Genomic DNA, 26603 nt, shown 5'->3' on the forward strand with positions numbered 1-26603 from the left:
GATTATCCCAACAAAGTCGCTTCCGCCTGCGCCGAAGCTGGCGCGGGCGGCGTTCCGACCCCGCGCAGCATGATCGCGGCCAGCAGTGCGGCCGCCAGCGCCACTGCTGCGCTGATGGACGCCGTCGTCTCGAAGGCCTGCGCGAACGCCTCGCGGGAAGCCTCCATCAACCGGTCGCCCGCCGGCCCGGCCAGCCCGGCCGCCACGTCTGCTGCTGCACCCAGGCTGGAGCGTGCGGCTTCGGCTGCCGCGGGCGGCACGCCGGCCAGTGGGGACTGCGCCAGTTCATGCCTGTAGACCCCGACGATCACGCTTCCCAGCACGGCGATGCCGAGCGCGCCGCCAAGTTCCGAACTGGTCTCGGAGATCGCCGACGCCGCACCGGCGCGCTCCGGCGGCGCGGTACCCACCAGCATGTCGACCGCCAGAGTGAAGACGAAGGACAGCCCCAGCGACAGGGTCACGTAGCCGGCGATGAGCATCGGCAAGCCGTTCTCCCGATCCAGCCGCGCCAAGAGCCCGAACCCCGCAGCGGCAAGCACCAGCCCTCCCGTCACGACAAAACCCGGACGCACCCGCCGGACGATGCGCGGAACGAGGTTGGACCCCACGATGAAGGCCAGGCTCGACGACACCGACCACAGGCCCGCCTTGAGTGGTGACAACCCAAGCACGAGTTGCAGGTACTGCGCGATCAGCAGAAAGGCGGCAAAGCCGACGAAGAAGCCCATCGTGTTGCTCACCAGCGCCGCACTGAAGGCCGGGGCGCGAAAGAGACGCAGGTCGATCAATGGGTCGGCCAGCTTCCCTTGACGCCGGATGAAGGCGAAGCCGATCGCGACGCCCGCCGCCATCGCCCCGACTGGCAGCGCGCCCACTCCCGCCTCGGCGATGCGCTTGAGCCCATAGATGACGGCCAGCACCGCGACGAGGGACAGCGCCGCGCTGAGCAGATCGAGCCGACCGGCCTTTTCATCGCGATATTCGGGCAGAAGCCAGGGGCCGAGCACGAGCAGCAACGCCATGACCGGCACGCCCACCAGGAACACCGAGCCCCACCAGTAGTGCTCCAGCAACAGGCCGCCGATCAACGGCCCAATGGCGCCACCGACTGCGAAGCTCGCGACCCAGATGCCGATCGCGACGGTGCGTTCCTCCGCGTCCAGGAACATGTTGCGGATCAGCGAGAGCGTCGAGGGCGCGAGCGTGGCACCGGCTACACCCAGCAGCGCCCTTGTGGCGATCAACATTTCCGCACTGGTCGAGAAGGCGGCGAGCACCGAGGCGATGCCGAAGCAGGCCGCGCCGATCAGCAGCAGCTTGCGCCGCCCGATGCGGTCGCCGAGCGTGCCCATCGTGATCAGCGATCCCGCGAGCATGAAGCCATAGATGTCGACGATCCAGAGCATCTGCGCGCTCGTGGGGCGCAGCGCCGCGCTCAGGTGGGGCACCGCCAGATTGAGGACCGTCAGGTCCATCGAATAGAGCAGGCACGGCAGTGCGATGACGGCAAGGCCGATCCATTCGCGCGCCGCCGCCTTGGGGTTCGCGTTCGCGGAGTTCATCGAGCGTCTCCTCGGGCCTCGCCACGCCGCGCGATCACGGGACGCACTTCGATGCTGCCCACGCGCGCCGATGGAATGCCAGCCGCCATGCGCACAGCCTCCTCGTCGCTCGCAGCCTCGACGAGGTAGAAGCCGCCGAGCTGCTCATTGGTCTCGACGAAAGGACCATCCGTCACGGACAACCGGCCATTGCGCATGCGGACGACCACCGCCTTGTCGGAGGATTCCAGCCCTTCGGAGGCGACCAGGTTCCCGCTGGCGCTCAACCGGTCGTCGTAGTCGAGGTGCGCATTCACGAAGCCCGGCAGTTCGTCGGGCGGGATCGCGTTCGTCTGCGCGTCGGTCGCGAAGATCATGCAGAGGTATCTCATGACGTGCTACCTTGCATCCGCTCGACCTTGGCAATGGGCCGCACTTCGACACTGCCCACGCGCGCCAGCGGAATCTTCGATGCGATCTGGATCGCTGCGTTGAGGTCGCCGGCCTCGACCAGGATGAAGCCGCCGAGCTGCTCCTTGGTCTCGATGAAGGGCCCGTCCGTCTGCGAGGTCTTCCCTCGCCGGACTTGCACGACCTTGGCTTTCTTCACGCGCTGCAACGCATGCGCAACGACCAGTTGGCCACGCGACTTGAGTTCTTCATCGTACGCAATCGATTCGGCCGTGAGCGCAGCGCTCGCGCCTTCGGAAAGCGCATCGAGCAGCGCTTCTTCGATATAGACCAGGCAGAGGTATTTCATGGGCATCTCCAGAGCTTCAGGTGACAGGACACCCACTGGTCGATTGGCGGGCCCTTGAATCGACATTCGCCGGTCGATACGCTCGAATATTTGTATCGGCATGCATCGCCTGCCCTGCTCCGCGGACTAGACCGGCAACGACGCCAATCGTCTTTCCAGGAACTTCCGCTCGGGCGCCTGCCGGGCGAGCGTCAGCGCACGTTCGTAGGCTGCGCGAGCCTGTGCCGTGCGGCCGAGGCGGCGGCAGAGGTCCGCGCGCGCTGCGTGGGCAAGGTGGTAGTCCCCCAGTTCGCCACGCGCGAGGATGCCGTCGATCAACGCCAATCCCGCCGCCGGCCCATCGCGCATCGCGATCGCGACGGCACGGTTGAGTTCCACCACCGGTGAAGGCTCGGCTCTCGACAGGACCTCGTAAAGGCCGACGATCTGCGCCCAGTCGGTCGCGGCGGCGTCAGCCGCTTCGGCATGCACGGCGGCAATGGCGGCCTGCAGCGCGTACGGACCGAAGCGGCGCGACGACAAGGCGCGCGTCACGAGCGTCGACCCTTCCGCGATCAGCCCGCGGTTCCAGAGGCTGCGGTCCTGCTCGTCGAGCAGCACCACGTCGCCGGAGGCGGCTGTACGCGCGGCACGTCGCGATTCGTGCAGCAGCATCAGCGCCAGCAGGCCCATCGCCTCGGGCTCCGGAAGCAGGTCGAGCAGGAGCCGCCCCAACCGGATCGCCTCGGCCGACAGATCGGGCCGAGTCAGCGTCTCGCCCGAGGACGCGGCATAGCCTTCGTTGAACACCAGGTAGATCACGCGCAGCACCGCATCCAGGCGGTCCGGCAAGTCGGCGGTCGAAGGCACCTGGTACGGAATGCACTCGTCGCGGATCCTCGCCTTGGCGCGAACGATGCGCTGGGCCATCGTGGGCGCCGGCACCAGAAAGGCGTTGGCGATGTCTTCGGTCGCGAGACCACATACCTCGCGCAGCGTGAGCGCTACCTGAGCGTCCGGTGTCAGCGCTGGGTTGCAACAGGTGAAGATCAGACGAAGGCGATCGTCCTCGAGCACCTCCGCGTCGTCGTCCCATGCGGGTGCGACATCGATGGCCGTCTCGACGGCATCCGCCGCGTCGTCCCACGCTTCGAAGCGCGCACGGCGGCGGATGGCATCGATGGCCTTGAAGCGCCCTGCCGACACCAGCCAGGCCCGTGGATGCGCGGGTACGCCCTCTGTCGGCCACTGTTCGAGAGCGGCGCGAAAGCCATCGTGCAAGGCTTCCTCGGCCAGATCGAAATCGCCGAGCAGCCGAACCAGCGTGGCAAAGATGCGGCGCGATTCGTCGCGGTACACCGCGTTCACCGTTTCGCGCACGACATCCGACGCGATCGGCCGAGGATTCATCCGTCGGCTCTCGCACTGCCCAGCAAGGCTTGCAGCTTCACCATGGAGCCGGTCCAGCCGTGGTTGTGGCCGTCGCGTGCGGCTTCGTCGAAGAAGCTCTCGTGCCTCAGCGTCAGTTCGCTGCCGCGCCCGTCAGGCTCGATCAGCACGGTGACGCGAGACACGCGTTCAGGCGTGCTGACCCACGACCAACTGAACACGAGCTTCCGGTGCGGCACGATCTCGCGATAAAGGCCGCTGACCTCATGGCGCTCGCCATCGGCGGCGACCATCACCACGCGAAAGCCACCGCCGATGCGCAGATCGACCTCGGCGACCGGCACCGAGACGATCTCCTCGGGCCCGAACCACTGCTTCAGCGCTTGCGGCTCGGTCCACGCCCGCCAGACTTTGTCGGGGGCGGCGTCGAAGCGCCGTCGGAGGGTGAGCGAGGGGCGCTCTTCGTCGCGGGTGGCTGGGCTCGCCATGCGGTCTCCTCTTGGTGGTACAGGAAGCGGGCGAGCGCGTCGAGGCGTCCGGCCCAGAACTTTTCATAGCGGGACAACCACACGGCAGCCTCCTGCATCGGCTGGGGGGACAGCGCGCATCGCACGATGCGGCCCTCCTTCGTGCGGGACACCAGGCCGGCGTTCTCCAGCACCCGCAGGTGCTTCATGAATCCGGTGAGCGACATGCCGTGCGGCTGTGCGAGTTCGGTCACGGTGAGGCCGCCCCCCTCCCCGAGTCTTTCGAGCACCGAACGGCGCGTCGAGTCGGAGAGCGCGGCAAAGATGGCATCGAGCGTGCCGTCGTCAGAGTGAACCATGCGGTTGAGTTTCGAAGCGCGACGGGCCGCTGTCAAGGCAATTTCGGGAATGGTTTATGCGTGCTGCGGCGCAACATCCATCCCCCTTTGAAACCTCCGAGGAGTGCACATGCTGGACCGTACCGACACGAAGTTCTCCCACGTCAAGCTTGGCGACACCGAGTACGTCTCGGGCGGCTTGCGCGACTTCTTCCTCTACCGCGACCTTGGCATTTCCGAGGCCACGAACGGCAAGGTGATCGCGCACCTCGTCAAGGCGAACATGGCACCGGAAACGGGCACCGGCTGGCACCGGCACGAGGCGGACTTCCAGATCGTCATCATGGTGAAAGGCTGGGCCCGCTTCATGTACGAAGACAAGGAAACGCTGGTCGAGGCCGGCGACGTGGTGCACCAGCGCCCCGGCATCCGGCACTTCCTCTTCGACTACTCGCCGGACATGGAGTACCTGGAGATCGTGTCGCCGGCGGACTTCAAGAGCGTAGATGTCGAACCCGCCTGCGAGGTGCCGTCGCCCACGCCCTGGAAGTAGGCAACGGCGCCCGTCGCCGCGCGCGTCGCGCCGGTGAGTGAAAATCCCTCGATGCCCGCACAGCCCCTGCCTCCCCTCAACCGCCAGTTCGTCGCCCACTTCGGAGAAATGGGCAGCAAGTGGGGCATCAACCGCACCGTCGGCCAGATCTATGCACTGATCTTCCTCTCCGAGCGGGCGCTCAATGCCGACGAGATTGCCGAATTGCTGGAGTTCTCCCGCTCCAATGTGAGCATGGGCCTGAAGGAACTGCAGGCGTGGCGGCTGGTGCGCCTGCGCCATCACCCGGGCGACCGGCGCGAGTACTTCGAGGCGCCTTCCGACGTTTGGGAGATCTTCCGCGTGCTGGCCGAGGAACGGCGCCGCCGCGAGATCGAGCCCACGCTGTCGATGTTGCGGATGGCGCTGCTCGAAGAGCCCTCCTCGGACGAGGAGCGCCACGCCCAGCAACGTATGCGCGAAATGCACGACCTCATCGACCGGCTCATGAAATGGTTCGACGACGTACAGCGCCTCGCGCCCGAAACCGCCATGCAGCTCATGGGCATGGGCGCCACCGTGACCCGGGTCCTCGGCCTGAAGGACCGGCTGACCGGCGCCAAGGAAAAGAAGCCGGCCGCGTAGCGCCTACGGCTTGTTCAGCTTGTCTCGACGAATCGCCTCGTCGTCCATCAGCTCGTACCACATCGCGTTGAGCACGGCGAAGGTCGCGGCAAGGGGCAGCCCCAGGATCCAGGCGAAGTACCACATGAGTGAATTCCTTGGTTGATTCTTGAAGCGGATCAGTAGGCGTGGCCGCGGTCTTCGCTGATCGCGTTGGCGTCCACCTTCCCTCGGAGCACGTAATAGACCCAGCTCGTGTAGGCCAGGATGATGGGGATGAAGATCGCGGTCACGACCAGCATGATGAAGAGCGTGAGGTGGCTCGACGACGAGTCGAACACGGTGAGGCTGGCGCGCGGATCGATCGACGACGGCAGGATGAACGGGAACATCGAGACACCGACGCTGAGGATGATGCCGGCGATGCTCAGCCCGCTGGCCATCAAGGTCAGCATCTCCGCGCGCATGCGCAGCCCGAGCAGCGCGATCAGCGCGCCGCCAAGGCCCAGCGCCGGGACGACATACAGCCACGGATATGCCGCGTAATTGGTGAACCAGGCGCTCGCGTGCACTTCGACGGTCTTCAACATGGGATTGGAGGGACCATCCGGCGGCAACGAACTCGTGACGCGGTAGCCGTCCACAAAGGACCACAGCATGAATCCGGCCAGTGCATAGAGGACGACAGTCGCCACCGCAGCGACGCTTCCGTAGGCGCGCGCGCGCTGGGAGACGAGCCCCTGTGTCTTCAATTGAAGCCAGGCGCTGCCGTGCATCACGAGCATGGCGACGGACACCAGTCCGCACAGCAGGGCGAACGGATTCAGCAGGCCGAAGAAGGAGCCGTCGTAGAAGATGTGCATGTCCCTTCCAAAGCGAAACGGCACGCCCCTGAGCACATTGCCCATGGCAACGCCGAAGATCAGCGAAGGCACGAAACCGCCGATGAACAACGCCACGTCCCAGCGCGCCTTCCAGCTCGCGTCATCGCGCTTGCCCCGGAACTTGAAGGCCACGGGCCGCAATATGAGCGCGACGAGGATCGCGAACATCGCAAGGTAGAACCCCGAGAACGAGACCGCATAGAGCTGCGGCCACGCCGCGAAGATCGCGCCGCCGCCAAGGATCAGCCAGACCTGGTTGCCCTCCCAGACGGGCCCGACGCTGTTGATGATCACGCGGCGCTCGAGGTCGTTGCGCCCGGCAAAAGGCAGCAGCATGCCCGTGCCGAGGTCGAAGCCATCGGTCACGGCAAATCCGATCAGCAGCACGCCGAGCAGCAGCCACCAGACGACACGCAGGAATTCGTAGGAAAGGAGTGTGTGCAGGATCATGGTCGTGCTCCGGGTTCAGTCGGCGGAAAGAGGCGTGGACCGAAGCGAGGCCAGCTCGGGGTCGGCTTCGGCGCGGTAGACCGAGGGCGCCGGCACGGGATGCTCCTTGGGGCCCTTGCGGATCGCCTTGAGCATGAGCTTCATCTCGATCAGGAAAAGGATCGTGTAGATCAGCACGAAGCCGAAGATGGTGATGAGCAGCGTCGTCGCGCCCAGGTTCGACACGGCGACTGCGGTCGGCAGGACGCCTTCGATCACCCATGGCTGGCGGCCGACCTCGGCCACGATCCAGCCCAGTTCGGCGGCAAGCCACGGCAAGGGAATGGCGAAGACCGCCACCTTGAGGAGCCAGGGATACGCGTCGAGCTTGCGCCGCGCCGAGAGCACGAAGAAGGTGGCCGTGAGCACGATGAAGAACATGCCGAGCCCGACCATGATGCGGAAGGACCAGTACAACTCCGCCACCGCTGGCACTGTGTCCTGGGCCGCCTGCGCGATCTGCTCGGGAGTGGCCTTGCGCGGGTCGTCGACGTAGCGCTTGAGAAGCAGCGCATAGCCCAAGGCGTGGCCGTTCTGCTCGAAGATGTTGCGGGCCGATTCCGGCACCGCGCCCGTGCTGCCGGCTTCGCGTATCTGCTGCAAGGCGTCGTAGGCCGAGATGCCGACGCGGATGTTCAGTTCGGCGCGATGCACTAGGTCGTCGATGCCGGGGATCTCTGTGGTCAGCGAGCGCGTGCCGATCAGGCCCAGCAGCATCGGGATGTGAACGGCGAAGTGCGTCTCGCGGGTCCGCTGGTCCGGGAAGCCGAAGGCCGTGAAGGCCGCGGGCGCGGGCTCGGTCTTCCACATCGCCTCCAGTGCGGCGACCTTCATCTTCTGATGCTCGGTCGAGAGATAGCCGCTCTCGTCGCCCAGCAGCACCACCGAGAGCGAGGCTGCCAGGCCGAACGAGGCCGCCACCGTCATCGAGCGCTTCGCAAGCTGCAGATGGCGGCCCTTCAGCACGTACCAGGCCGACACGCCCAGCACGAAGATGGCGGCCACCGTATAGCCCGCCGACACCGTGTGCACGAACTTCGCCTGCGCCACCGGGTTGACCAGCACCGCGAAGAAGTCCGTCACCTCCATGCGCAGGGTCTGCGGATTGAAGGCCGCACCGACGGGGTTCTGCATCCAGCCATTGGCGATGAGAATCCACAGCGCCGAGAAGTTGGAGCCGATGGCCACCAGCCAGGTGACGATCAGGTGGGCCACCTTCGACAACTTGTCCCAGCCGAAGAAGAAGAGCCCGACGAAGCTCGCCTCGAGGAAGAAGGCCATGAGCCCCTCGATCGCCAGCGGCGCGCCGAAGACGTCGCCCACGTAGTGGCTGTAGTAGCTCCAGTTCATGCCGAACTGGAACTCCATCACGATGCCGGTCGCCACGCCCATCGCGAAGTTGATGCCGAAGAGCACTCCCCAGAATTTCGTCATGTCGCGCCAGATGGTGCGGCCGGTCATCACATAGACCGTCTCCATGATCGCAAGGATCACAGCGAGGCCGATGGTCAGCGGGACAAACAGGAAGTGATACAGCGCCGTGAGGGCAAACTGCAATCGTGAGAGGGCGACGATGTCGAGGTCCATGGGGTTCCTTTCGTGTTCTGCCTATCGCTCGTTTCTCAGTCCGGTCGCAGCGCGCTCAGTGCGGCATCGAAAGCGGGCGTGCCGCGCTTCAGGTCGGCCACGATGCGGCCTTCCTTCATGCAGACCAGACGGTCCGCCAGCGCAGCCTCGCGCCGCAGATGGGTCGCGATCAGGAGAGTGCGACCTGCGGCATGGACTTCGAGGCGCTGCAACACATCGTGCGCAGCCGCAGTGTCCAATGCTTCGGTCGGCTCGTCCATTAGCCAAAGGGGTACTTTTCGCAGCAGCAGCCGCGCCAGTGCCAGGCGGCGTGACTGGCCCCCGGACAGGCCCAGGCCGCCTTCGCCGAGCAGCGTGTCGAGGCCGGAGGCCATCGCCTTCACTTCATGCGCGAGTCCGGCCGCTTGCAACGCGCGCCAGAGTCGGGCGTCATCTGCAAGGGAGTCGGCGAGCCTGAGGTTGGCGCGCAGGCTGTCCTGGAAGAGCTCCGTGCGTTGCGTCAGCAGGCAATGCGGCTGCACGAGAACGTGGCCGGATTGCAGCGGCAGTTCGCCCGCCAGTGCGGCGAGCAAGGTGGATTTGCCCGCGCCGCTGGGGCCGACAAGTGCCACGCGTTCTCCTGCGGACAAGGTCAAGGAGACGTCTTGCAGTGTGGCGGTGTGACTGCCGGCATGGGACACGGCGGCCCCGGTCAATTGCAATGCATATCCGTCACCGGGCATGCCGGTCGCGGCGCAGGCCGTCTCATCCTGCTGCGCCATGCGCGGCGCCAGCCGCCGGGCAGCCAGCCAGGCACGGCCGGTCTCGAGCGCACCGCGGCGCAGGGCGGCGAAGGGCTCGATGGCCGTCAGCGCAACCAGCAGCGCAAGCGCTGCGGCCGGCGCCCCGATCGCGCCCTCGCCGGCGAGCCAGCCCACAGCGACCAGCACGGCCGTCAAAGTCAGCGTCCCGGCCATGCCATAGGCCATGCCCGTCCCCGCCTCCAGACGATTGAGCCTCAGGTCGGCTTGCGCGAGATGACGATCAGCGGCGGCCAGCGCTTCGCGCTGCGCACCGAGCCTGCCGGCCATGACCAGTTCCGTCTGGCCTGCCACCAGGTCCACGGCGCGCGCGCGCAAGGCTTCCATGGCCTGGGCGCGTCGGACGGCGGCCGGCCGCGCACGCGCGGCAACCAGCAATGCGATGCCCCAGCCGGCGCCCGTCAGCCAGAGCGCCAGCGCGACTCCCATCCACGGGCTCATGAAGCCGAGGACGATGCCTGCCAGCAATGCGGCGCCGAATGCCGCGGCGCCCGGCACGAGCATGCGCAGGTAGAGTGACTCGAGTGCATCGATGTCGGCCGTGAGGCGGAACAGCAGCCGCGCAGGACGTGCCAGCAATTGGCGCGCCGCGTCGGGACGCGCCCATCCACGAAAGAGCCGCTCTCGCAGTGCGGCCAGCACGCCGAAGGTGGCGTCATGCGTCACCAGCCGCTCGCCATAGCGCGATGCGGTGCGACCCAACGCAAGCAAGCGGATGCCGGCCGATGGCATGAACACGTCGAAGCGGATCGCCGTCATTGCGTTGAGGCCTGCAATCGCCGTGGCCGTGATGAACCACCCCGAGAGCCCCAGCAGTGCCATGCCCATCAACACGGTCAGCGCAGCCATCCCTGCGCCGAGCGCCAGGCGGCCCGGCTCAGCGGCCAGGAATGGAAGGATGACCGGACGAAGGTCGCGCCAGAGCTTCACGCGGCCTCCTCTTCCGGCACCGCATCCAGGCGGATCACACGGTGCATTCGCGCGGCGAGCACGGGGTCGTGCGTTGCCACGATCAAGGTCTTGCCGCGCGCGAGTTCGAGCAACGCATCGGCCACGCGCTCCGCGGTCTGGGTATCGAGGTGGGCGGTCGGTTCATCGACCAGCAGCAGGTCGGCCTCGGGATTCGCGGCGACGCGCGCCAGCGCCAGCCGCACGGCCTCGCCACCGGAGAGACCAGCCCCGCCCTCCCCGAGCGCAACGCTCGGATGCGCCTGGGCGACGTCGTCCAACGCGGCGAACTGCATCGCGGCTTCGACCTGTGGCGTATGGACACCTGCGCGCCCCAGGGCGACATTTGCCTGGACCGAGCCCGCAAACACGTGTGGCCTCTGGCCCATCCACGCCATGCGGGCGCGCAGCGTGACAACCGTGCGATCCGACAGCGGAACGCCACCGATCACGATCTCGCCGTGGTGCACAGGCGCCAAGCCGGCAATCAGGCTCAGCAGGGCCGTCTTTCCCGAACCGCTCGGGCCCATCAACGCGACATGCTCGCCAGCGGCGACGCGCAGGTCGTAGCCTTCGAAGAAGGCATCCTCGCCGGAGTGCGAGAAATGCAACCCATGGACGCGGACCGAGGGCGCGCCGGCCACAGCCAGGGCGTGCGGCGATACGGTCGCTCGCGCCCCCGGCAATGGCACGCCTTCATGCGCAAGCCCTTCGAGCGAATCCAGCGCGGCCTCGCCCGCCGCGCGGTCGTGCCACACCGCCGACAGTTCGCGCAACGGTTCGAAGAACGCGGGCGCCAGCAGCAGGATGAACATGCCTTGGCCCAGGCTGAGGCGCACGCCCCACGTGCCGAATTCGAAGGTGCCCAGCAGATGGAAGCCGACATACGCCGCCACCATGGCGACACCCAGCGCGGAAAACAATTCCAGCACCGCGGACGACAGGAAGGCGATGCGAAGCACCGCCATCGTCCGTGCGCGCAGGCTCTGCGCTGCGTCGCCCAGTCGTCGGGCAGTCGCGTCGACGGCGCCGAGGGCACGCAACGTCGCCAGGCCGCGCAGGCGATCGAGCAGGAAGGCATTCATGTCGCCGACTTCGATCATCTGCGCCTCGCTGGCGGCCTTGGCGCGCCAGCCGACGATGGCCATGAAGGTCGGGATCAGAGGCGCCGCGATCAGCAGCACTAGGGCCGCAACCCACGACAGGCTCGCGACCGCCACCACGATCACGAGCGGGACCACCATGGCGCGCCAGCGGGCGGGGCCGTAGCGCACGAGATACGGCACCACCGCCTCGGCCTGTTCTGCGATCACGCTGGCGGCGAGCCCCGAAGCAGGCCGTGCCCTGTCGAGAGGCGAACGCGCAGCGAGCGCAGCGGCAACTCTTGCGCGCAGGCCGGACAAGCGTGAACGGGCCGCCGCATAGACGCGACGCATGCCCCAGGCTTCGCAAGCCGCTCGCAGAAATCCCAGCAGCAGGATGCCGGCTCCGGGCCAGATGACCGCTGCGACACCCTCGCCCTGACCCAAACGCTGCACGGCCCACGCCAGCAAGGCCGCTTGCGGAATCCAGAGCAGTGCCGCGAAGCCCTGGACCAGGCTCCCCAGTCCGGGAGAGTCAAGGGAGCGCAGGCCAGGAATCGATGCGGGTGGGTTCACTTGTTGAATTCGTGTAATTTCAGTATTTACTGAAAACTCGACAATCATAAGAGATGTCACGCTGCGTCCGCGATCTTCGCCGCAAAGCCGGCGCCAGAATGCCAAATCCCCATGACGTAACCGCTAAGCTCCAGTGTCGATCGACGGAGAACGCCAATTGAAGATCCTTTCCATCACGCCGACGTACTTCCCGGAGGTCGGAGGTATCGAATCCCTCGTGCGTGAACTCGCGACGCGCGTCTCGCGTGGCGGCACGCAGGTGGATGTGGCCCACGTCTCCGCGAACCACGCGGCCTTCTCGGTGAGCGAGATGGACGGGGTCATGGTGTACCGCGTGCCGATCACGGGCAACCGCCTCGTGGGCTACGCGCGAGGATTGGGTCGACTGGCTGCCGGCTACGACTTGCTGCACGTGCACGACCCGCAACTGATGGTGTTGACTGCGAACATCGTCCTCCAGTGCCGAGGCGTTCCTGCGGTCTTGAGCCCGCATGGCGGCTTCCATCACACGGGTCAGCACCAGGCGTTCAAGTGGCTCCACGAGCGCTTCCTGATGCGCACGCTGTTGCGGCACTACCGCAAGGTCCTGCCCGGCAGCGATTCCGACATGACCTACTTCGCCCGCTTCTCGGACAACATAGCGAAGAACGAACCCGGCATCAACTTTGCCAAGTTCCAGAGCGGCCGCACGGCCGGCACGCCGGACCCCACCCGTTGGATCTACTGGGGCCGGTGGTCGCGCAACAAGCGCATCGACGCGGTCATCGACACCGTCGCCATGGCGAGGGACAACGGCATCGCGATCGACCTGCTGATCGCCGGCCCCGATTTCGACAAGCTGGGTGAATCACTGCAGGCCCGGATCGACTCGCTCCAGCTGGGGGGCTCGGTCAAGATGCATCCGTACATCGAAGACGCGGCCTTGATGCAGGAACTGCAGCAACGCACCGTGTTCATCACGGGCAGCGAATACGAAGGCTTCGGCATCGGCATCGTCGAGGCGATGGCGGCGGGCAAGATCGTGGTCTGCCGCGACATCGCGCCGATCAACGGCTTCGTCGACAAGTCGGAGACCGGCTTCTTTCTCGATTTCGACAAGGGGCCGAAGGATCTCGCTACGGTACGGGAGATCGCCGGTCTCGCCCCGTCACGCTGCGACGCGATGTCCGACGCCGCGCAACGCAAGGCCAAGCGCTACGACTGGGAATCCGTGGCCTTGCGGTTTGCGGACCACTACGCGAAGGCGCTCTCCGGCCAGGGCCAAAGTGGCGCCCTGCGCGCCCGCTAGCTCGAAAACACCAGGCCGCAGGCCAGCAGGCCCGCGAACAGGCCCAGCACCGCACGCCATGTGGCGGGCCGCGATTCGACCCAGCGATACAGCAGCAATGCCGCCGCGATCGACAACGCAAAGGTCGCGACAAGCCCCAGCATGTCGATCCATGGGGTTGCAGGCATCAACCGGCTCACCACCGCGCTCACCAGCAAGAGCACCGGAAAGTGGATGAGGAACAGCGAATACGAGATGCGCCCCAGCCGCACCAAAGGCTCGCCCAGGGACGGCCACGCGGCAGGCTTCAGACCGTCGAGGTGCTGGACGATGGCGACGCCGAGTGCGGTCACCAGCGCCGTCGCAATGCGACTGCGCCAGTCGAGCGCCAGCGCGGCGGCCCCGAGCAGCGCGAGCAGCACGACCGCAAACCCCCAGGTGCTCGTCCGCGTCGCCCGCCCGATCCAGAAAACCAGCATGCCCAGCCCATAGGAGCCGAAGAAGTACAGCGCGGTGGTGTCGAACTCCTCGTGGCGGTTGAACACCGCCAGCGACGCGATGACCAGCGCCAGCACCAGCGCTGCCACCATCCAGCGTGATCGCTCGGGCCGCACCGACCAGCGCCGCTGCATCAACTCCGAAAAAGCGATCGCCGCGAGCGCGAGCACGAAGAGCTGGAAGTCGATGGCCACGTACCACACGCCGGTCGACAAGGCGTCGTAGCCGAGCAGATCCTGCAGCAGCAGACCATGCGCGAGCAACTGCGCCATGCCGGGCGCCGCAGGCACGGCCTCGTCGTCGAGCCATGGGCGGACCAGGGCGGCGACCAGCACGCTGAAGATCAGCGCCACGAGATACGGCATGACCAGCCGGCCGTAGCGTTGGAAGACCCGCATCAGCGGACGGTCGACGCGCAGAATGCCGTCGGGCGCGAGACTTCCCGCCGCCAGGAAACCGGCCAGCACCAGGAACACCTGGACGGCCAGTCGCCCGTCTTCCGCCAACCAGTCGAACAGCCCCGGCGCCAGCGACGATGCGCCTGCCGGCATCGGACCGTAGCGCGAGAGGTGGTGCCCGACGATGACGGCACAGGCAATGCCCTTCACTGCGTCGAGCAGCGGCATGCGTCCTGCGGCGGGTGGCACTGGGGTGCCCATCGTCATGCGCTCAGACCGCAAGACGGCGCCGCGCTTCCTGGTATTCGCGCTTGAGCTTCTCGATGAAGACCGCGGCGCTCGCGACCTCGGTGACAGCGCCAATGCCCTGACCCGAACCCCAGATGTCCTTCCACGCCTTGGCCTTGCTGCCTTCGCCACCGCCGAAGTTCATGGTCTTCAGATCGCCCTCGGGCAGGTTGGCCGGGTCCATGCCGGCCGCGACGATGCTCGGCGCGAGATAGTTGCCGTGCACGCCCGTGAACAGGTTCGAATAGACGATGTCGTCGGACGTGCCGTCGACAATGGCCTGCTTGTACTCGGCGCTCGCCCGCGCCTCTTCGGTCGCGATGAAGGCCGTGCCGATGTAGGCGAAGTCGGCACCCATGGCCTGCGCCGCCAGCACCGCACCGCCGTTGGCAATGGAGCCCGACAGCGCGATGGGGCCGTCGAACCACTGGCGGATTTCCTGCACCAGCGCGAACGGGCTCTTCACGCCCGCATGGCCGCCAGCGCCCGCAGCCACGGCGATGAGTCCGTCGGCGCCCTTCTCGATCGCCTTCTTCGCGAAGTTGTTGTTGATGATGTCGTGCAAGGTCACGCCGCCATAGCTGTGGACCGCATCATTGACATCGGTGCGCGCGCCGAGCGAGGTGATCACGATCGGCACCTTGTACTTGACGACCATTTCCATGTCGTGCGCGAGCCGGTCATTGCTCTTGTGCACGATCTGGTTGATGGCGAACGGCGCGGCCGGCTTGTCGGGATTCGCCTTGTTGTAGGCCGCGAGTTCCTCGGTAATTTCAGCAAGCCAGTCTTCGAGCTGCGACGCGGGCCGCGCGTTGAGCGCGGGCATCGAGCCCACCACGCCCGCCTTGCACTGAGCGATCACCAGCTTGGGATTGCTGATGATGAACAGCGGTGAGCCAATGATGGGCAAGGGAAGATTGGCCAGGACGGGCGGCAACTTGGACATGGGGTCTCCGGGGAAATGTTGGACGAAGCGTTATAGGGTCATGCGCGAGCCGCGCCCGTCCGCTGGGTGACAGGTGCGGAGCGCGCGTTCAGAAGGATTCGAGAGCGAGCGCGGTGACGCTTTCCGCTCCGTCGACGATGCTGTCGCGAAGGCCTGGCGCCTTGTTCAGGATGTGCTCGGCGTAGAAGCGCGCGGTGGCGACCTTCGCTTTCATGAAGGCCACGTCGGTGCCTGCCTTTGCCAGGTCCTCCGCGATCAGCAGCGAGCGCGCGAGCTGCCAGCCGGCCACCACGTTACCCGCGAGCATCAGGTAAGGCACGCTGCCCGCAAACACGGCATTGGGTGACGCCTTGGTCTGGCCCGCCACGAACTCGACCACGTCGACGAAGGCTTCGCGTGCGCCCTTCAGGCGCCTGGCCATCGCCAACGCATCGGGCGTGTCGCGCTTCGCGAGTTCGGCTTCGGTCTTCTCGATCTGCGCGGCAATCGCCTTCGCGGTCTGTCCGCCGTCACGCGCGGTCTTGCGGCCCACGAGGTCGTTGGCCTGGATCGCGGTCGTGCCTTCGTAGATCGTCAGGATCTTGGCGTCGCGCAGGTACTGCGCCGCACCGGTCTCCTCGATGAAGCCCATGCCGCCGTGCACCTGCACGCCAAGCGAGGCGACTTCCAGGCTCATCTCGGTGCTGTAGCCCTTGACCAGCGGTACCAGGTATTCATAGAAGGCCTGGTTCTGCTTGCGCGTGTCGGCATCGGCGTGGTGGTGCGCCGCGTCGTAGGCAGCAGCCGCCACGGTGGCCATCGCGCGGCAACCTTCCGTGTAGGCACGCATCGTCATCAGCATGCGCTTCACGTCGGGGTGATGAATGATCGGCGCGCTGGCGTTGATCGAGCCATCGACCGGACGGCTTTGCACGCGGTCCTTGGCGTAGGCCACCGCGTGCTGGTAAGCGCGCTCGGCGATCGCGATGCCCTGCATGCCCACGGCGTAGCGGGCCGAATTCATCATGATGAACATGTACTCGAGGCCGCGGTTTTCCTGGCCGACGAGATAGCCCACCGCGCCGCCATGGTCGCCGTATTGGAGAACGGCAGTCGGCGAGGCCTTGATGCCCAGCTTGTGCTCGATGCTCACGCAATGCACGTCGTTGCGTGCGCCCAGCGAGCCGTCCTTGTTCACGAGGAACTTGGGCACCACGAACAGGCTGATGCCCTTGACGCCTTCGGGTGCCCCGGTCACGCGCGCCAGCACGAGATGCACGATGTTCTCGGCCATGTCGTGCTCACCGTAGGTGATGAAGATCTTGGTGCCGAACACCTTGTAGGTGCCATCGGGCTGCGGCTCGGCACGGCTGCGCACCATCGCGAGGTCGCTGCCGGCTTGCGGCTCGGTCAGGTTCATCGTGCCGGTCCACTGGCCGCTCACGAGCTTCTCGAGATAGGTCGCCTTGAGCTCGTCGGAGCCGGCGGTGAGCAGTGCCTCGGTGGCGCCGTCGGTCAGCAGCGGGCACAGTGCGAAGCTCATGTTGGCCGAATTCAGCATCTCGCCGCATGCGGCGCCGATCGTCTTGGGCAGTCCCTGTCCACCGAACTCGGCCGGATGCTGGAGGCCTTGCCAGCCGCCTGCGACGTATTGTGCGAAGGCTTCCTTGAAGCCGGCCGTGGTCGTGACCTTGCCGTCCTTGAACGAGGACGGGTCCCGATCGCCCGCCACATTGAGCGGTGCGACCACGTCCTGGTTGAAGCGCGCGCATTCTTCAAGCACGGCCTGTGCGGTTTCGAGGCCGGCTTCTTCGAGGCCCGGCATCTGCGACACCTGCGCGATGTTCGCGAGGTGTTCGATGTCGAACAGCATGTCCTTGAGGGGAGCGATGTAGCTCATGTTTGTCTCCTGTGGCCTTTTGGGGCCGAACGCGAACCGATGTGAAAAAGGGCATCGCGAACGATGCCCTTTGGCTCGAACATCGAGTGGGTCTATCTCACAGTGCCTTGACCAGTTCCGGCACGGCCGTGAACAGGTCAGCCACGAGGCCGTAGTCGGCCACGCTGAAGATCGGCGCTTCTTCGTCCTTGTTGATCGCCACGATCACCTTGGAGTCCTTCATGCCCGCCAGATGCTGGATCGCGCCCGAGATACCCGCTGCGATGTACAGCTGTGGCGCCACGATCTTGCCGGTCTGGCCCACTTGCCAGTCGTTCGGCGCGTAGCCTGCGTCCACCGCGGCGCGGCTCGCGCCGAGGCCTGCGTTGAGCTTGTCCGCGAGAGGCGCCATCACCTCGGTGAACTTCTCCGCGCTGCCCAGTGCCCGGCCGCCCGAGACGATGATCTTGGCTGCCGTCAGCTCAGGGCGTTCGCTCTTGGTGACTTCGCGGCCCACGAAGCTCGACTTGCCGCTGTCGGCCACGCCGTCCACGGTTTCCACCGCTGCGCTGCCGCCGGTCGCCGCTGCCGGGTCGAAGCCCGTGGTGCGCACGGTCACGACCTTGATGGCGTCGCTGCTTTGCACGATGGCGATGGCGTTGCCCGCATAGATCGGGCGCTCGAAGGTGTCGGGGCTGTCGACCTTGGTGATGTCGCTGATCTGGGCCACATCCAGCTTGGCGGCCACGCGCGGTGCGACGTTCTTGCCGTTGGCCGTGGCCGGGAACAGGATGTGGCTGTAGTTCTTCGCAATCGCCAGCACCTGGGCTGCGACGTTCTCCGCGAGGTTCTCGGCCAGGCTGGCGCTGTCGGCCACGATCACCTTGGCAACGCCCGCCACCTGGGCGGCGGCCTTGGCGGCTTCAGCGGCATTCGCTCCAGCCACCAGCACGTGGACATCGCCGCTCGCACAGGCAATGCCTGCGGTCACGGTGTTCAGGGTCGCCGGCTTGAGCGTGGCGTGGTCGTGTTCGGCAATAACAAGTACGGTCATGATCAGATCACCTTGGCTTCGTTCTTCAGCTTGTCCACCAGCGTGGCGACATCAGGCACCTTGATGCCGGCACCCCGCTTCGGCGGCTCGCTGACCTTCAGGGTCTTCAGGCGCGGCTTGACGTCCACGCCGAGGTCTTCGGGCTTGACGGTGTCGAGCTGCTTCTTCTTGGCCTTCATGATGTTGGGCAAGGTCACGTAGCGCGGCTCGTTCAGGCGCAGGTCGGTGGTGATGACTGCGGGCAACGACAGGGAGATGGTCTCCAGGCCGCCGTCCACTTCACGGGTCACGCTGACCTTGTCGCCCGAGACTTCGACCTTGGAGGCAAAAGTCGCTTGCGGCAGATCGCCCAGCGCAGCCAGCATCTGGCCGGTCTGGTTGGCGTCGTCGTCGATCGCCTGCTTGCCCAGGATGATCAGCTGGGGCTGTTCCTTGTCGACCAGCGCCTTCAGCAGCTTGGCAACGGCCAGCGGCTGGAGTTCTTCGGTGGTCTCGACCAGGATGCCGCGATCTGCACCGATGGCCATGGCCGTGCGCAGGGTCTCCTGGCACTTCGCATCGCCGCACGAGACAGCGATGATTTCCGTGGCAACGCCCTTCTCCTTCAGGCGCACCGCCTCTTCGACGGCGATCTCGTCGAAGGGGTTCATGCTCATCTTGACGTTGGCGATGTCCACACCGGTGCCGTCGCTCTTGACGCGCACCTTCACGTTGTAGTCGACGACCCGCTTGACGGGGACCAGGATCTTCATTGGTTTGACTCCATTGAATTGCGAAACCGGGGGGGTGCAGGGCAGCCGGAGATTTTAGGCGCCGGCCTCTGCGCGAACTGTCCATTTCAATCAGGGCACACCGTCGGCGCCTCAAAAACGAACGATCGTGCTTTTTTGCAATTATAGGCGAGGCTGATCCGCCGGAATCACAACAGGTGGTAACGATTCGACGCGCACCACCCGCTGGGGGCCGGCCACAACGATGCCGGCTTCGCGCAGCCCCTGAAGAATCGCGATGTTGATGGCGGAGCGAAGGTTGTCTCGCCCCTTGTCCGGATCGGACACCCAGAGGTTGAGGCTGAACTCCAATCCGTCCGGCACGAAGTTGAGCAGGAAGGCAACCGGCGCGGGATCGGTCATCACGCGCGGCTGCGCGGCCGCTGCCGCACACAGGATCGCCTGCACTTTCGCGACGTCGCTGTCGTAGCCCACCACGATGTTGGTCGTGATGTTGAACTTGAGATCGGCCAGCGAAAGGTTCTCGACCCGGCTCGTGATGAGCGATTCGTTGGGCACGATCGATTCGCGCCCGTTGCCCGCCCGCACCAGCGTGTAGCGCGTCTTGATATCGGTGATGCGGCCTTCGAAGCCGTCGACCCGCACGTTGTCGCCGATACGGATCGACCGTTCGAGCAGGATCACAAAACCGCTGACATAGTTGGCCGCAAGCTTCTGCAAGCCGAAACCCAGACCGACGCCCAATGCACCGCCCAGCACCGACAGGGCCGTCAGATCGACCCCCACCGCCGACAAGGCGAACAGCAGGCCGATCAACAACAGAAAGGCGCGGATTGCATTCGACGCCACCTTGCGCATCGAAAGGTCGTGCACCGCCTCTCGCAGGATGCGGTTCTCGATGGTCGACGAAATCCAGAGCGCGATCACGAGCACCAACCCGGCCGACAGCAATCCGTCGAGGATCGTGCGCAGGCTCACCCGCGTCCGGCCGAAGGCCAGCGTGATCTCGTCGAGTTCCGCCAGCACCGGCGGCAACAACCCGACAATCCAGAGCACGGCTCCGATCCACGCGAACCACCAGATGGTCCGCTCCACGAGCCGCGCCATGGCCGACGCCGGAAACACGGCCCGAAGCACGAGCGCGAAGAAGCGAATCACCGCGAGCGAGACGAACACCGACACCGCGATGCGCAACACCAGCACCGGCTGGAAGGTCAATGTCGCGCGGCGCGCAAGATCGGTGAGCACCAGCGCCAGCAACGGGAACAGCACGCCATCGAAGGTCCGCGTGCCGAACCAGATCGAATCCTTCGGCTGGTCGCGTCCGAACCACCGGCAGGTCGCCCAGGCAACTCCGACGCATGCGACCAGCACGACCACTTCGATCCACACGCCCCGCGCATGGATTTCGCTGAATCTTTGGGTAAAGACGCTGAAATCCATCGGTCCGGGCTAGAGATCCGCCAGCACCCGCAGATGCTCTTCGACGCTGCGGGCCAAAGCGTCCAGGTTGTAGCCCCCTTCGAGCATCGAGACGATGCGGCCCTTGGAATGCCGCCGTGCCACGTCCACGATGCGGCTCGTGATCCAGCCGAAGTCCTGCTCGTTGAGCCGGAGTTGGCCCAAGTCGTCGTCACGGTGCGCATCGAAACCGGCGCTCACGAAGATCATTTCCGGCTTGAACTCCTCAAGCCGCGGCATCCAGCAGGCCTCGATCAGTTCGCGTACATCCATGCCGCGCGTGTACGCCGGCACCGGCAGGTTGAGCATGTTGGGCGCCGGATGCTCCGTACCGCTGTACGGATAGAACGGGTGCTGGAAGATGCCGACCATCAGCACGCGAGGGTCGTTGCTCAGGATGTCCTCGGTGCCGTTGCCATGGTGCACGTCGAAGTCGACGATGGCGACGCGTTCGAGCCCATGCTCCTCGATCGCATGGCGCGCGGCGATCGCGACGTTGTTATAGAAGCAGAAACCCATCGCCTTGTCGCGGCAGGCATGGTGGCCGGGCGGGCGCACCGCACAGAACGCGTTGTCGATCTCACCCGCCATCACTGCATCGGTCGCCGCGATCGCGGCACCGGCGGCGCGGCGTGCGGCCAGCACGGTGAACCGGGTCAGCATGGTGTCGGGGTCGATCTGCGCATGGTCCGGGCCACCGGCCGGGGCGTCCTCGATCAGCCGCTGGCTCAGCGCTTCGAGGTGCTCCATGTGCGCAACGCTGTGGGCGCGGGTGATCTGCGGGAGCGTGGCGAGCGGCACTTCACCGCGTTGCAATGCGTCGCCGACGCCGGTGACGAGCAATCTGTCCTCGATCGCGTCGAGCCTCGCAGGGCACTCCGGATGGCCGGCCCCCATGTCGTGCTTCCAGCAATCGCGGTGTGTGAAATAGCCAGTTTTACCCATGGATCGAATCGCCTCGTAGCCTCACGCGGCATGGGGCCGCAAGGCTTACGGTATTGTTTGCATATGGATACAAAAATGGACGTCGCCGCGAAGCTCGCCAGTTTGCTCGGTCAGCTTAACACGGTGATCGTGGGCAAAGAGGCGCAAGTACGCGACTGTGTGGCCTGTCTGCTGGCGGGCGGCCACCTGCTGATCGAGGACGTTCCGGGGGTCGGCAAGACCACCCTGGCGCATGCGCTCTCGCACACCTTCGGGCTGCAGTTTTCACGGGTGCAGTTCACGGCCGACCTGATGCCGGGCGATCTTTCGGGCGTAGCGATCTACGACCGGGGCCAGCAGGCCTTCGTGTTTCACCCCGGCCCCATCTTTGCCCAGGTACTGCTGGCGGACGAAATCAACCGCGCGAGCCCCAAGACCCAGAGCGCCCTGCTCGAGGCCATGGAAGAGAAGCAGGTCACCGTCGAAGGCGAGACGCGACCGCTTCCCACGCCCTTCTTCGTGATCGCCACGCAGAATCCGCACGACCAGCTGGGCACTTTCGCACTGCCGGAATCGCAGCTCGACCGTTTCCTGATGCGTATCTCGCTCGGCTACCCTGACCGCGCCGCCGAACGCGAGTTGCTCGCCGGTGCCGATCGGCGCGAGATGCTCGCATCGCTGCCCGCCTTGCTGACCGCGGGCGAACTCACGGCACTGCAGCAGCGCGTGCTGCAGGTGCATGCTGCCGAGCCCCTGCTCAACTATGTGCAGGACCTGATTGCCGCGACGCGTTCCGGCCGCTGGTTCTTGCAAGGCCTTTCGCCGCGCGCGGGCATTGCCGTGCTGCGCGCTGCCAAGGCGCAGGCGCTGCTGGCCAACCGCGACTACGTCGCACCCGACGACGTGCAGGCGGTGCTCCCGCAAACCATCGCGCACCGCCTGACGCCCGTCGGCGACGCCGGACGCGGCGCGGTCGAGCAGGTTCGCGCCATGACCGCGGCGGTACCACTGCCGTGAAGGCCCCGGCGCTGGCCCGCGCGCAGATCGCGCGCCCCTTCGCGCCGCTGCGTTCGCGTATCGACCGTTGGTTCCTGTCGCGCCGACCACCGTCGGACACGCTCGAACTCACCCAGCGCAACGTCTACATCTTGCCGACCAAGGCGGGCTGGATGCTGGCGGCCACCCTGCTCCTGCTGCTGATCGCGTCGATCAACTATCAGCTCAACCTCGGCTACCTGCTGACCTTTCTCCTGGCTGGCAGCGTGGCGGTCGGCATGCACGTGTGCCACGGCACGCTGCGTGGACTTGCGATGCGCCTCATCCCGCCTGACGCCCAGTACGCGGGCGCGGCCGCCGTCTTTCGCGTAGTACTGAACAACGCCCGGCGCACGACGCGCTACGGCATCGGCCTGGCCGTCCACCGCAGCGGGCAATGGTCGTGGAGCGACGTCCCCGCCCAAGGGAGCGCCACGGTCGAGGTGGCGTTCAGGCCCGAACGCCGCGGGCTCCATCCCGTACCGACGCTCACGGCGGAAACCCGCTTTCCGCTGGGCACCTTCAGGGTGTGGACGATCTGGCGGCCGGCGTCGCAGATGCTCGTGTACCCCGCTCCCGAAACGAATCCACCGCCGCTGCCCGCCGGCGAGCCGCTGGCCGGGCAGGCTGCTTCGGCCCCGGCGCGCACCCACCTGGCGGGCGAATACGACGGCGTTCGCGCCTACCGGCGCGGCGACCCGCTGAAACTCGTCGTCTGGAAACGTGCCGCGCAAGCCCAGGCCAGGGGCTCCGAGGACCTGGTCAGCAGGGACACACAGCAGGCGCAGCGCCAGGAACTCTGGCTGGATGCGCAAGGCGCCGGCCTGCCCGGCACCGAGGCGCGCCTGTCCCGCCTGTGCGCCTGGGTGCTCATGGCCGATCGCCTGGGCGTCGACTACGGACTGCGCGTTGCCGGGCGCACCGTTGCGCCGTCGCAGGGCGAAGCGCACAAGCGGCGGTGCCTGGAGGTGCTGGCGGTATGTTGATTCCCCGGCTCCAGAGCTTGCCCAGGGACGCGCGGGACACCCTCTTCCTCCTGGTGGTCATCGGCCTCATCCTGCTGCCGCAGGTGCCCAACCTGCCCTGGTGGTGCAGTTCCCTCGCGGCCATCGTCCTGCTCTGGCGCGGCACCTTGGCCGTGCAGGCCAAGCCCTTGCCCGGCAAGTGGTGGCGCGTCGCCCTCCTCGCCATCACGCTGATTGCCACCTATTCGACCCACCGCACGCTGCTCGGCCGCGATGCCGGCGTCACGCTGATCGTGATCCTGCTCGCGCTGAAGACGCTGGAGCTCCGCGCACGCCGTGACGCCTTCGTGGTTTTCTTCCTGGGCTTCTTCACGATGCTCACGAACTTCTTCTATTCGCAATCGCTGATGACGGCGTTCGCGATGCTGCTCGCCTTGCTCGGCCTGCTGACCGCGTTGGTGAATGCCCATATGCCCGTCGGCAAGCCCCCGCTGGCGCAAGCCGCGCGCACCGCGGGATGGATGGCACTGCTCGGCGCGCCGATCATGCTGGTGCTCTTCATGCTGTTCCCCCGCATGGCGCCGCTGTGGGGCACGCCCAGCGACGCCATGGCCGGGCGCACCGGCCTGTCGAACACGATGCGCGTGGGCACCATTGCGGAGCTTGCGCTCGACGACGGCATTGCCGCGCGCATCCGGTTCGATGGCGATCGCGTCCCGCCGCGCGCAGCCTTGTACTTCCGCGGGCCCGTGTTGTCGCGCTTCGACGGCCGCGAATGGACCGCCCTCCCCCCTTTCTCGCGCGGCTCCATGCCAGCAAGCCTACGCGTGCGCGGCGAGGTGAGCAGCTACGAAGTCACCCTCGAACCCACCAACCGCGCCTGGCTGCTGACGCTCGACGCCACGCCGGACAAGCCCTATCTCCCCGGCTACGAGATCTTCGGCACGCCTGAACTTCAATGGATCGCCTCCCGCCCCATCGGCGATCTCGTCCGCTACCGCGCGGAGAGCTTCACGCAGTTCCAAAGCGGCCCCGTGCGCCGCACGCCCGCCCTGCAACCCTACGTCGCGCTGCCGCCCGGCTCGAACCCGCGCACCGTCGAACTCGCGGCGCAGATGCGTCGGGATCCGGCGCTGGCAGGCGCGTCCACCCAGGCTTTCGTCCAGGCCGCTCTGCAACGGCTTCGCACGGGCGGCTATTCCTACACGCTCGAACCCGGGCTGTATGGCGACGACACCGCCGACCAGTTCTGGTTCGACATCAAGGCCGGGTTCTGCGAGCACATCGCCTCGGCCTTCGTGGTGTTGATGCGCGCGCTCGACATTCCGGCGCGCATCGTCACCGGCTACCAGGGCGGAGAGATCAACGACGTCGACAACTACTGGGTGCTGCGCAACAGCGATGCGCATGCATGGGCCGAGATCTGGCAGGAAGGTGCGGGCTGGGTGCGCGTCGACCCGACCGGTGCGATATCGCCCGATCGCGTCGGCCAGTTCCGCCGGCTCGCGGCACAGCCGGGCCTGCTCGCAGGCGCGATCGAGGCGATGAACCCCACGCTGTCGCAAACCTTGCGGGCCACCTGGGAGGCCGTCAACAACGGCTGGAACCAGTGGGTGCTCAACTACACGCAGAGCCGGCAGCTGGACCTGCTCAAGAACATCGGCTTCGAAGCGCCCAGCCTGCAAGATCTGGTGATCGTCTTGCTCGTGTTGATGGTGGCCGCCAGCCTCGCCGGCGCCGCCTGGACGCTGTGGGAGCGCAGCCAGCACGACCCCTGGCTGCGCCTGCTGGGCCAGGCCCGCGCGCGGCTGAAGCAGGCCGGCATCGACGTGCCCGAAGCGACGCCGCCGCGCCAGATGGCCGCTCGGCTGGAAGAACGCTTTGGAGCCGGTGCGCAAGCCGCGCGCGACTGGCTGATCAGGCTCGAGGCCCAGCGCTACGCCAAGGCACCGGGCGATGGCCTGTCGGCACTGCGCTCCGAATTCCGTCGCCTCGCGTGGCCCCGCTGAAACCACTTGTGTCCACTGGAGACGCCGTCCGCGCGAGCGGCACAATCGGCACGATGCGACGCCATCTCCCCCACGCCCTCGCGACAGCCCTCGTCGTCGCGACCACGCTTCTGCAGGCGGCGCCCGCCTCCGCCCAGCCGCCCTCCGAAAAGCGCAATGGCCCCGTGCGCGGCGGCGTTCCCTATGCCACGCGTGAAGATGCAATGCAGTTCGCGGACGAGATCGCCGCACGCCGCAATCTCGATCGCAAATGGGTGCGGGAAACCATCGGCAATGCGCGGCAACTGCCCAATGTTCCGCGCCTGATGCTCCCGGCGCCGACCGGCACACCCAAGAACTGGTACGTCTACCGCAGCCGCTTCATCGACCCCGTGCGCATCCAGGCCGGCGTGCGCTTCTGGCGCGCCAACGCCGACACGCTCGCACGTGCCGAAGCGAAGACCGGCGTGCCCGCCGAAATCATCGTCGGCATCATCGGCGTCGAGACCATCTACGGCCGGAACATGGGCAACTTCCGCGTGATCGACGCGCTTGCGACGCTGTCCTTCGATTTCCCCGACGCCCACCCCCGCGCGGCCGAGCGCCGGGCCTTCTTCCGCGGCGAGCTCGAAAGCTTCCTCAGCACCGAAAGCCGCACCGCCGAAAACCCCATGATCCCGGTCGGCAGCTACGCCGGCGCGATGGGCATGCCCCAGTTCATGCCCAGCAGCATCGCCAAGTACGCGGTCGATTTCGACGGCGACGGCCGCATCGACCTGGTCAACAACCCGGCCGACGTGATCGGCTCCGTGGCCAACTACTTCAAGGCCTTCGGCTGGAAGCCCGGCATGCCGGCGATCTTTCCGGTGAGCCTGGACGAGTCGCGGCTCCAGAAATCCGTTCTGCTGGCGCCCGACATCGTGCCGACCTTCAGCACCGACGCCTTCGTCGCCGGCGGCGCCGTGCTGCGTGGCGATGCGCTCAAGTACAACGGCCTGCTCGCGCTCGTCGAACTGCAGAACGGCGGCGAGACTGCCACCTACGTCGCAGGCACCCAGAACTTCTACGTCATCACTCGCTACAACTGGAGCAGCTACTACGCCATGTCGGTGATCGAGCTGGGGCGCGAAGTGCGGGCGGCGATGGAGCAGTGATGGATGCCATGGCGCTGCGAGTCCCGGGCGCGTTTCT

At 66.4% G+C, this 26603-nt stretch carries 25 protein-coding genes; 7 read left to right on the forward strand and 18 right to left on the reverse strand.

The window, feature by feature from the left end:
- Positions 1-2 precede the first annotated feature (2 nt).
- The 6 genes from QTH90_RS17745 to QTH90_RS17770 form a co-directional block, all read right to left on the reverse strand.
- Positions 3-1565 (reverse strand): MFS transporter, encoded by a 1563-nt coding sequence (locus tag QTH90_RS17745; protein ID WP_286665880.1) that lies wholly within the window; start codon positions 1563-1565, stop codon positions 3-5.
- Positions 1562-1936, reverse strand: coding sequence for a YciI family protein (locus QTH90_RS17750; RefSeq protein WP_286665881.1), 375 nt, complete (start codon positions 1934-1936; stop codon positions 1562-1564). Before QTH90_RS17750 ends, QTH90_RS17745 begins: the two co-directional genes overlap by 4 nt.
- The gene (locus QTH90_RS17755) at positions 1933-2304 is read right to left on the reverse strand and encodes a YciI family protein (protein WP_286665882.1); all 372 of its coding nucleotides are present in this window, start codon (positions 2302-2304) and stop codon (positions 1933-1935) included. Before QTH90_RS17755 ends, QTH90_RS17750 begins: the two co-directional genes overlap by 4 nt.
- A 126-nt stretch (positions 2305-2430) precedes the next feature.
- Positions 2431-3693, reverse strand: a complete 1263-nt coding sequence (locus tag QTH90_RS17760) for an RNA polymerase sigma factor (protein ID WP_286665883.1) — start codon at positions 3691-3693, stop codon at positions 2431-2433.
- Positions 3690-4160: an SRPBCC family protein gene (locus tag QTH90_RS17765; RefSeq protein ID WP_286665884.1), complete on the reverse strand. Its 471-nt coding sequence runs from the start codon at positions 4158-4160 to the stop codon at positions 3690-3692. Before QTH90_RS17765 ends, QTH90_RS17760 begins: the two co-directional genes overlap by 4 nt.
- Positions 4049-4498 carry an ArsR/SmtB family transcription factor gene (locus tag QTH90_RS17770; RefSeq protein WP_286665885.1) on the reverse strand — a complete coding sequence of 150 codons (450 nt, stop codon included), beginning with the start codon at positions 4496-4498 and terminating at the stop codon, positions 4049-4051. The genes QTH90_RS17765 and QTH90_RS17770 overlap by 112 nt, the downstream gene beginning before the upstream one ends.
- 109 nt (positions 4499-4607) lie before the next feature.
- Between QTH90_RS17770 and QTH90_RS17775 the strand changes: the two genes are divergently transcribed.
- Both QTH90_RS17775 and QTH90_RS17780 read left to right on the forward strand, forming a co-directional pair.
- A complete protein-coding gene (locus tag QTH90_RS17775; protein ID WP_286665886.1) occupies positions 4608-5030 on the forward strand; it encodes a cupin domain-containing protein in 423 nt (140 codons plus the stop codon).
- Positions 5031-5081: 51 nt separating this feature from the next.
- Positions 5082-5654: a GbsR/MarR family transcriptional regulator gene (locus tag QTH90_RS17780; RefSeq protein ID WP_286665887.1), complete on the forward strand. Its 573-nt coding sequence runs from the start codon at positions 5082-5084 to the stop codon at positions 5652-5654.
- 3 nt (positions 5655-5657) lie between these two features.
- Here QTH90_RS17780 and cydX read toward each other — a convergent pair whose 3' ends face one another.
- Genes cydX through cydD form a run of 5 tightly spaced genes read right to left on the reverse strand, consistent with a single transcriptional unit; the run spans position 5658 to position 12047 of the window.
- The gene (gene cydX / locus QTH90_RS17785) at positions 5658-5780 is read right to left on the reverse strand and encodes a cytochrome bd-I oxidase subunit CydX (protein ID WP_286572428.1); all 123 of its coding nucleotides are present in this window, start codon (positions 5778-5780) and stop codon (positions 5658-5660) included.
- A 32-nt stretch (positions 5781-5812) separates the two neighbouring features.
- Complete coding sequence (gene cydB / locus QTH90_RS17790) at positions 5813-6967, reverse strand: cytochrome d ubiquinol oxidase subunit II (RefSeq protein WP_286665888.1); 1155 nt, start codon at positions 6965-6967, stop codon at positions 5813-5815.
- A gap of 15 nt (positions 6968-6982) precedes the next feature.
- Positions 6983-8593, reverse strand: coding sequence for a cytochrome ubiquinol oxidase subunit I (locus QTH90_RS17795; protein WP_286665889.1), 1611 nt, complete (start codon positions 8591-8593; stop codon positions 6983-6985).
- 35 nt (positions 8594-8628) lie between these two features.
- Complete coding sequence (locus tag QTH90_RS17800; protein WP_444814732.1) at positions 8629-10323, reverse strand: amino acid ABC transporter ATP-binding/permease protein; 1695 nt, start codon at positions 10321-10323, stop codon at positions 8629-8631.
- Positions 10320-12047: a thiol reductant ABC exporter subunit CydD gene (gene cydD, locus QTH90_RS17805; protein ID WP_444814733.1), complete on the reverse strand. Its 1728-nt coding sequence runs from the start codon at positions 12045-12047 to the stop codon at positions 10320-10322. The genes QTH90_RS17800 and cydD overlap by 4 nt, the downstream gene beginning before the upstream one ends.
- A gap of 109 nt (positions 12048-12156) precedes the next feature.
- On the opposite strand from cydD, the gene QTH90_RS17810 reads away from it, so the two are divergent.
- On the forward strand, positions 12157-13287 hold the full coding sequence (locus QTH90_RS17810) for a glycosyltransferase family 4 protein (protein ID WP_286665891.1): 1131 nt from the start codon (positions 12157-12159) through the stop codon (positions 13285-13287).
- On the opposite strand, the gene QTH90_RS17815 is transcribed toward QTH90_RS17810, so the two are convergent.
- The 7 genes from QTH90_RS17815 to QTH90_RS17845 all read right to left on the reverse strand — a co-directional run bounded on the left by QTH90_RS17815 (position 13284) and on the right by QTH90_RS17845 (position 21445).
- A complete protein-coding gene (locus QTH90_RS17815; protein ID WP_286665892.1) occupies positions 13284-14423 on the reverse strand; it encodes an acyltransferase family protein in 1140 nt (379 codons plus the stop codon). The genes QTH90_RS17810 and QTH90_RS17815 overlap by 4 nt on opposite strands.
- Positions 14424-14433: 10 nt before the next feature.
- Positions 14434-15396, reverse strand: coding sequence for an NAD(P)H-dependent flavin oxidoreductase (locus QTH90_RS17820; RefSeq protein ID WP_286665893.1), 963 nt, complete (start codon positions 15394-15396; stop codon positions 14434-14436).
- An 88-nt stretch (positions 15397-15484) separates the two neighbouring features.
- Entirely contained in the window at positions 15485-17275 is a 1791-nt protein-coding gene (locus QTH90_RS17825) for an acyl-CoA dehydrogenase (RefSeq protein ID WP_286665894.1), read from the reverse strand.
- Positions 17276-17372: 97 nt separating this feature from the next.
- A complete protein-coding gene (locus QTH90_RS17830; RefSeq protein WP_286665895.1) occupies positions 17373-18308 on the reverse strand; it encodes an electron transfer flavoprotein subunit alpha/FixB family protein in 936 nt (311 codons plus the stop codon).
- Positions 18309-18310: 2 nt separating this feature from the next.
- Entirely contained in the window at positions 18311-19060 is a 750-nt protein-coding gene (locus QTH90_RS17835) for an electron transfer flavoprotein subunit beta/FixA family protein (protein ID WP_286665896.1), read from the reverse strand.
- 141 nt (positions 19061-19201) lie between these two features.
- Complete coding sequence (locus QTH90_RS17840) at positions 19202-20482, reverse strand: mechanosensitive ion channel family protein (protein ID WP_286665897.1); 1281 nt, start codon at positions 20480-20482, stop codon at positions 19202-19204.
- A 9-nt stretch (positions 20483-20491) separates the two neighbouring features.
- Positions 20492-21445, reverse strand: coding sequence for a histone deacetylase family protein (locus QTH90_RS17845; RefSeq protein ID WP_286665898.1), 954 nt, complete (start codon positions 21443-21445; stop codon positions 20492-20494).
- Between the two features lie 75 nt (positions 21446-21520).
- On the opposite strand from QTH90_RS17845, the gene QTH90_RS17850 reads away from it, so the two are divergent.
- From QTH90_RS17850 to mltB, 4 genes are read left to right on the forward strand one after another with little or no spacing between them, the layout of a single operon-like run.
- The gene (locus QTH90_RS17850) at positions 21521-22441 is read left to right on the forward strand and encodes an AAA family ATPase (RefSeq protein WP_286572441.1); all 921 of its coding nucleotides are present in this window, start codon (positions 21521-21523) and stop codon (positions 22439-22441) included.
- Positions 22438-23445: a DUF58 domain-containing protein gene (locus QTH90_RS17855; RefSeq protein ID WP_286665899.1), complete on the forward strand. Its 1008-nt coding sequence runs from the start codon at positions 22438-22440 to the stop codon at positions 23443-23445. The genes QTH90_RS17850 and QTH90_RS17855 overlap by 4 nt, the downstream gene beginning before the upstream one ends.
- Positions 23439-25433 (forward strand): transglutaminase TgpA family protein, encoded by a 1995-nt coding sequence (locus QTH90_RS17860; protein WP_286665900.1) that lies wholly within the window; start codon positions 23439-23441, stop codon positions 25431-25433. Before QTH90_RS17855 ends, QTH90_RS17860 begins: the two co-directional genes overlap by 7 nt.
- A 53-nt stretch (positions 25434-25486) precedes the next feature.
- On the forward strand, positions 25487-26566 hold the full coding sequence (gene mltB / locus QTH90_RS17865; RefSeq protein ID WP_286665901.1) for a lytic murein transglycosylase B: 1080 nt from the start codon (positions 25487-25489) through the stop codon (positions 26564-26566).
- Positions 26567-26603 lie beyond the last annotated feature (37 nt).

Source organism: Variovorax flavidus, from assembly GCF_030317145.1.
In the GTDB taxonomy this organism is placed as follows: Bacteria; Pseudomonadota; Gammaproteobacteria; order Burkholderiales; family Burkholderiaceae_C; genus Variovorax; species Variovorax flavidus.

Coding starts and splice junctions, on each gene's coding strand:
- QTH90_RS17745 (WP_286665880.1), bottom strand. CDS start 1,565: ATGAACTCCGCGAACGCGAACCCCAAGGCGGCGGCGCGCGAATGGATC.
- QTH90_RS17750 (WP_286665881.1), bottom strand. CDS start 1,936: ATGAGATACCTCTGCATGATCTTCGCGACCGACGCGCAGACGAACGCG.
- QTH90_RS17755 (WP_286665882.1), bottom strand. CDS start 2,304: ATGAAATACCTCTGCCTGGTCTATATCGAAGAAGCGCTGCTCGATGCG.
- QTH90_RS17760 (WP_286665883.1), bottom strand. CDS start 3,693: ATGAATCCTCGGCCGATCGCGTCGGATGTCGTGCGCGAAACGGTGAAC.
- QTH90_RS17765 (WP_286665884.1), bottom strand. CDS start 4,160: ATGGCGAGCCCAGCCACCCGCGACGAAGAGCGCCCCTCGCTCACCCTC.
- QTH90_RS17770 (WP_286665885.1), bottom strand. CDS start 4,498: ATGGTTCACTCTGACGACGGCACGCTCGATGCCATCTTTGCCGCGCTC.
- QTH90_RS17775 (WP_286665886.1), top strand. CDS start 4,608: ATGCTGGACCGTACCGACACGAAGTTCTCCCACGTCAAGCTTGGCGAC.
- QTH90_RS17780 (WP_286665887.1), top strand. CDS start 5,082: ATGCCCGCACAGCCCCTGCCTCCCCTCAACCGCCAGTTCGTCGCCCAC.
- cydX (WP_286572428.1), bottom strand. CDS start 5,780: ATGTGGTACTTCGCCTGGATCCTGGGGCTGCCCCTTGCCGCGACCTTC.
- cydB (WP_286665888.1), bottom strand. CDS start 6,967: ATGATCCTGCACACACTCCTTTCCTACGAATTCCTGCGTGTCGTCTGG.
- QTH90_RS17795 (WP_286665889.1), bottom strand. CDS start 8,593: ATGGACCTCGACATCGTCGCCCTCTCACGATTGCAGTTTGCCCTCACG.
- cydD (WP_444814733.1), bottom strand. CDS start 12,047: ATGATTGTCGAGTTTTCAGTAAATACTGAAATTACACGAATTCAACAA.
- QTH90_RS17815 (WP_286665892.1), bottom strand. CDS start 14,423: ATGGGCACCCCAGTGCCACCCGCCGCAGGACGCATGCCGCTGCTCGAC.
- QTH90_RS17820 (WP_286665893.1), bottom strand. CDS start 15,396: ATGTCCAAGTTGCCGCCCGTCCTGGCCAATCTTCCCTTGCCCATCATT.
- QTH90_RS17825 (WP_286665894.1), bottom strand. CDS start 17,275: ATGAGCTACATCGCTCCCCTCAAGGACATGCTGTTCGACATCGAACAC.
- QTH90_RS17830 (WP_286665895.1), bottom strand. CDS start 18,308: ATGACCGTACTTGTTATTGCCGAACACGACCACGCCACGCTCAAGCCG.
- QTH90_RS17835 (WP_286665896.1), bottom strand. CDS start 19,060: ATGAAGATCCTGGTCCCCGTCAAGCGGGTCGTCGACTACAACGTGAAG.
- QTH90_RS17840 (WP_286665897.1), bottom strand. CDS start 20,482: ATGGATTTCAGCGTCTTTACCCAAAGATTCAGCGAAATCCATGCGCGG.
- QTH90_RS17845 (WP_286665898.1), bottom strand. CDS start 21,445: ATGGGTAAAACTGGCTATTTCACACACCGCGATTGCTGGAAGCACGAC.
- QTH90_RS17850 (WP_286572441.1), top strand. CDS start 21,521: ATGGACGTCGCCGCGAAGCTCGCCAGTTTGCTCGGTCAGCTTAACACG.
- QTH90_RS17860 (WP_286665900.1), top strand. CDS start 23,439: ATGTTGATTCCCCGGCTCCAGAGCTTGCCCAGGGACGCGCGGGACACC.
- mltB (WP_286665901.1), top strand. CDS start 25,487: ATGCGACGCCATCTCCCCCACGCCCTCGCGACAGCCCTCGTCGTCGCG.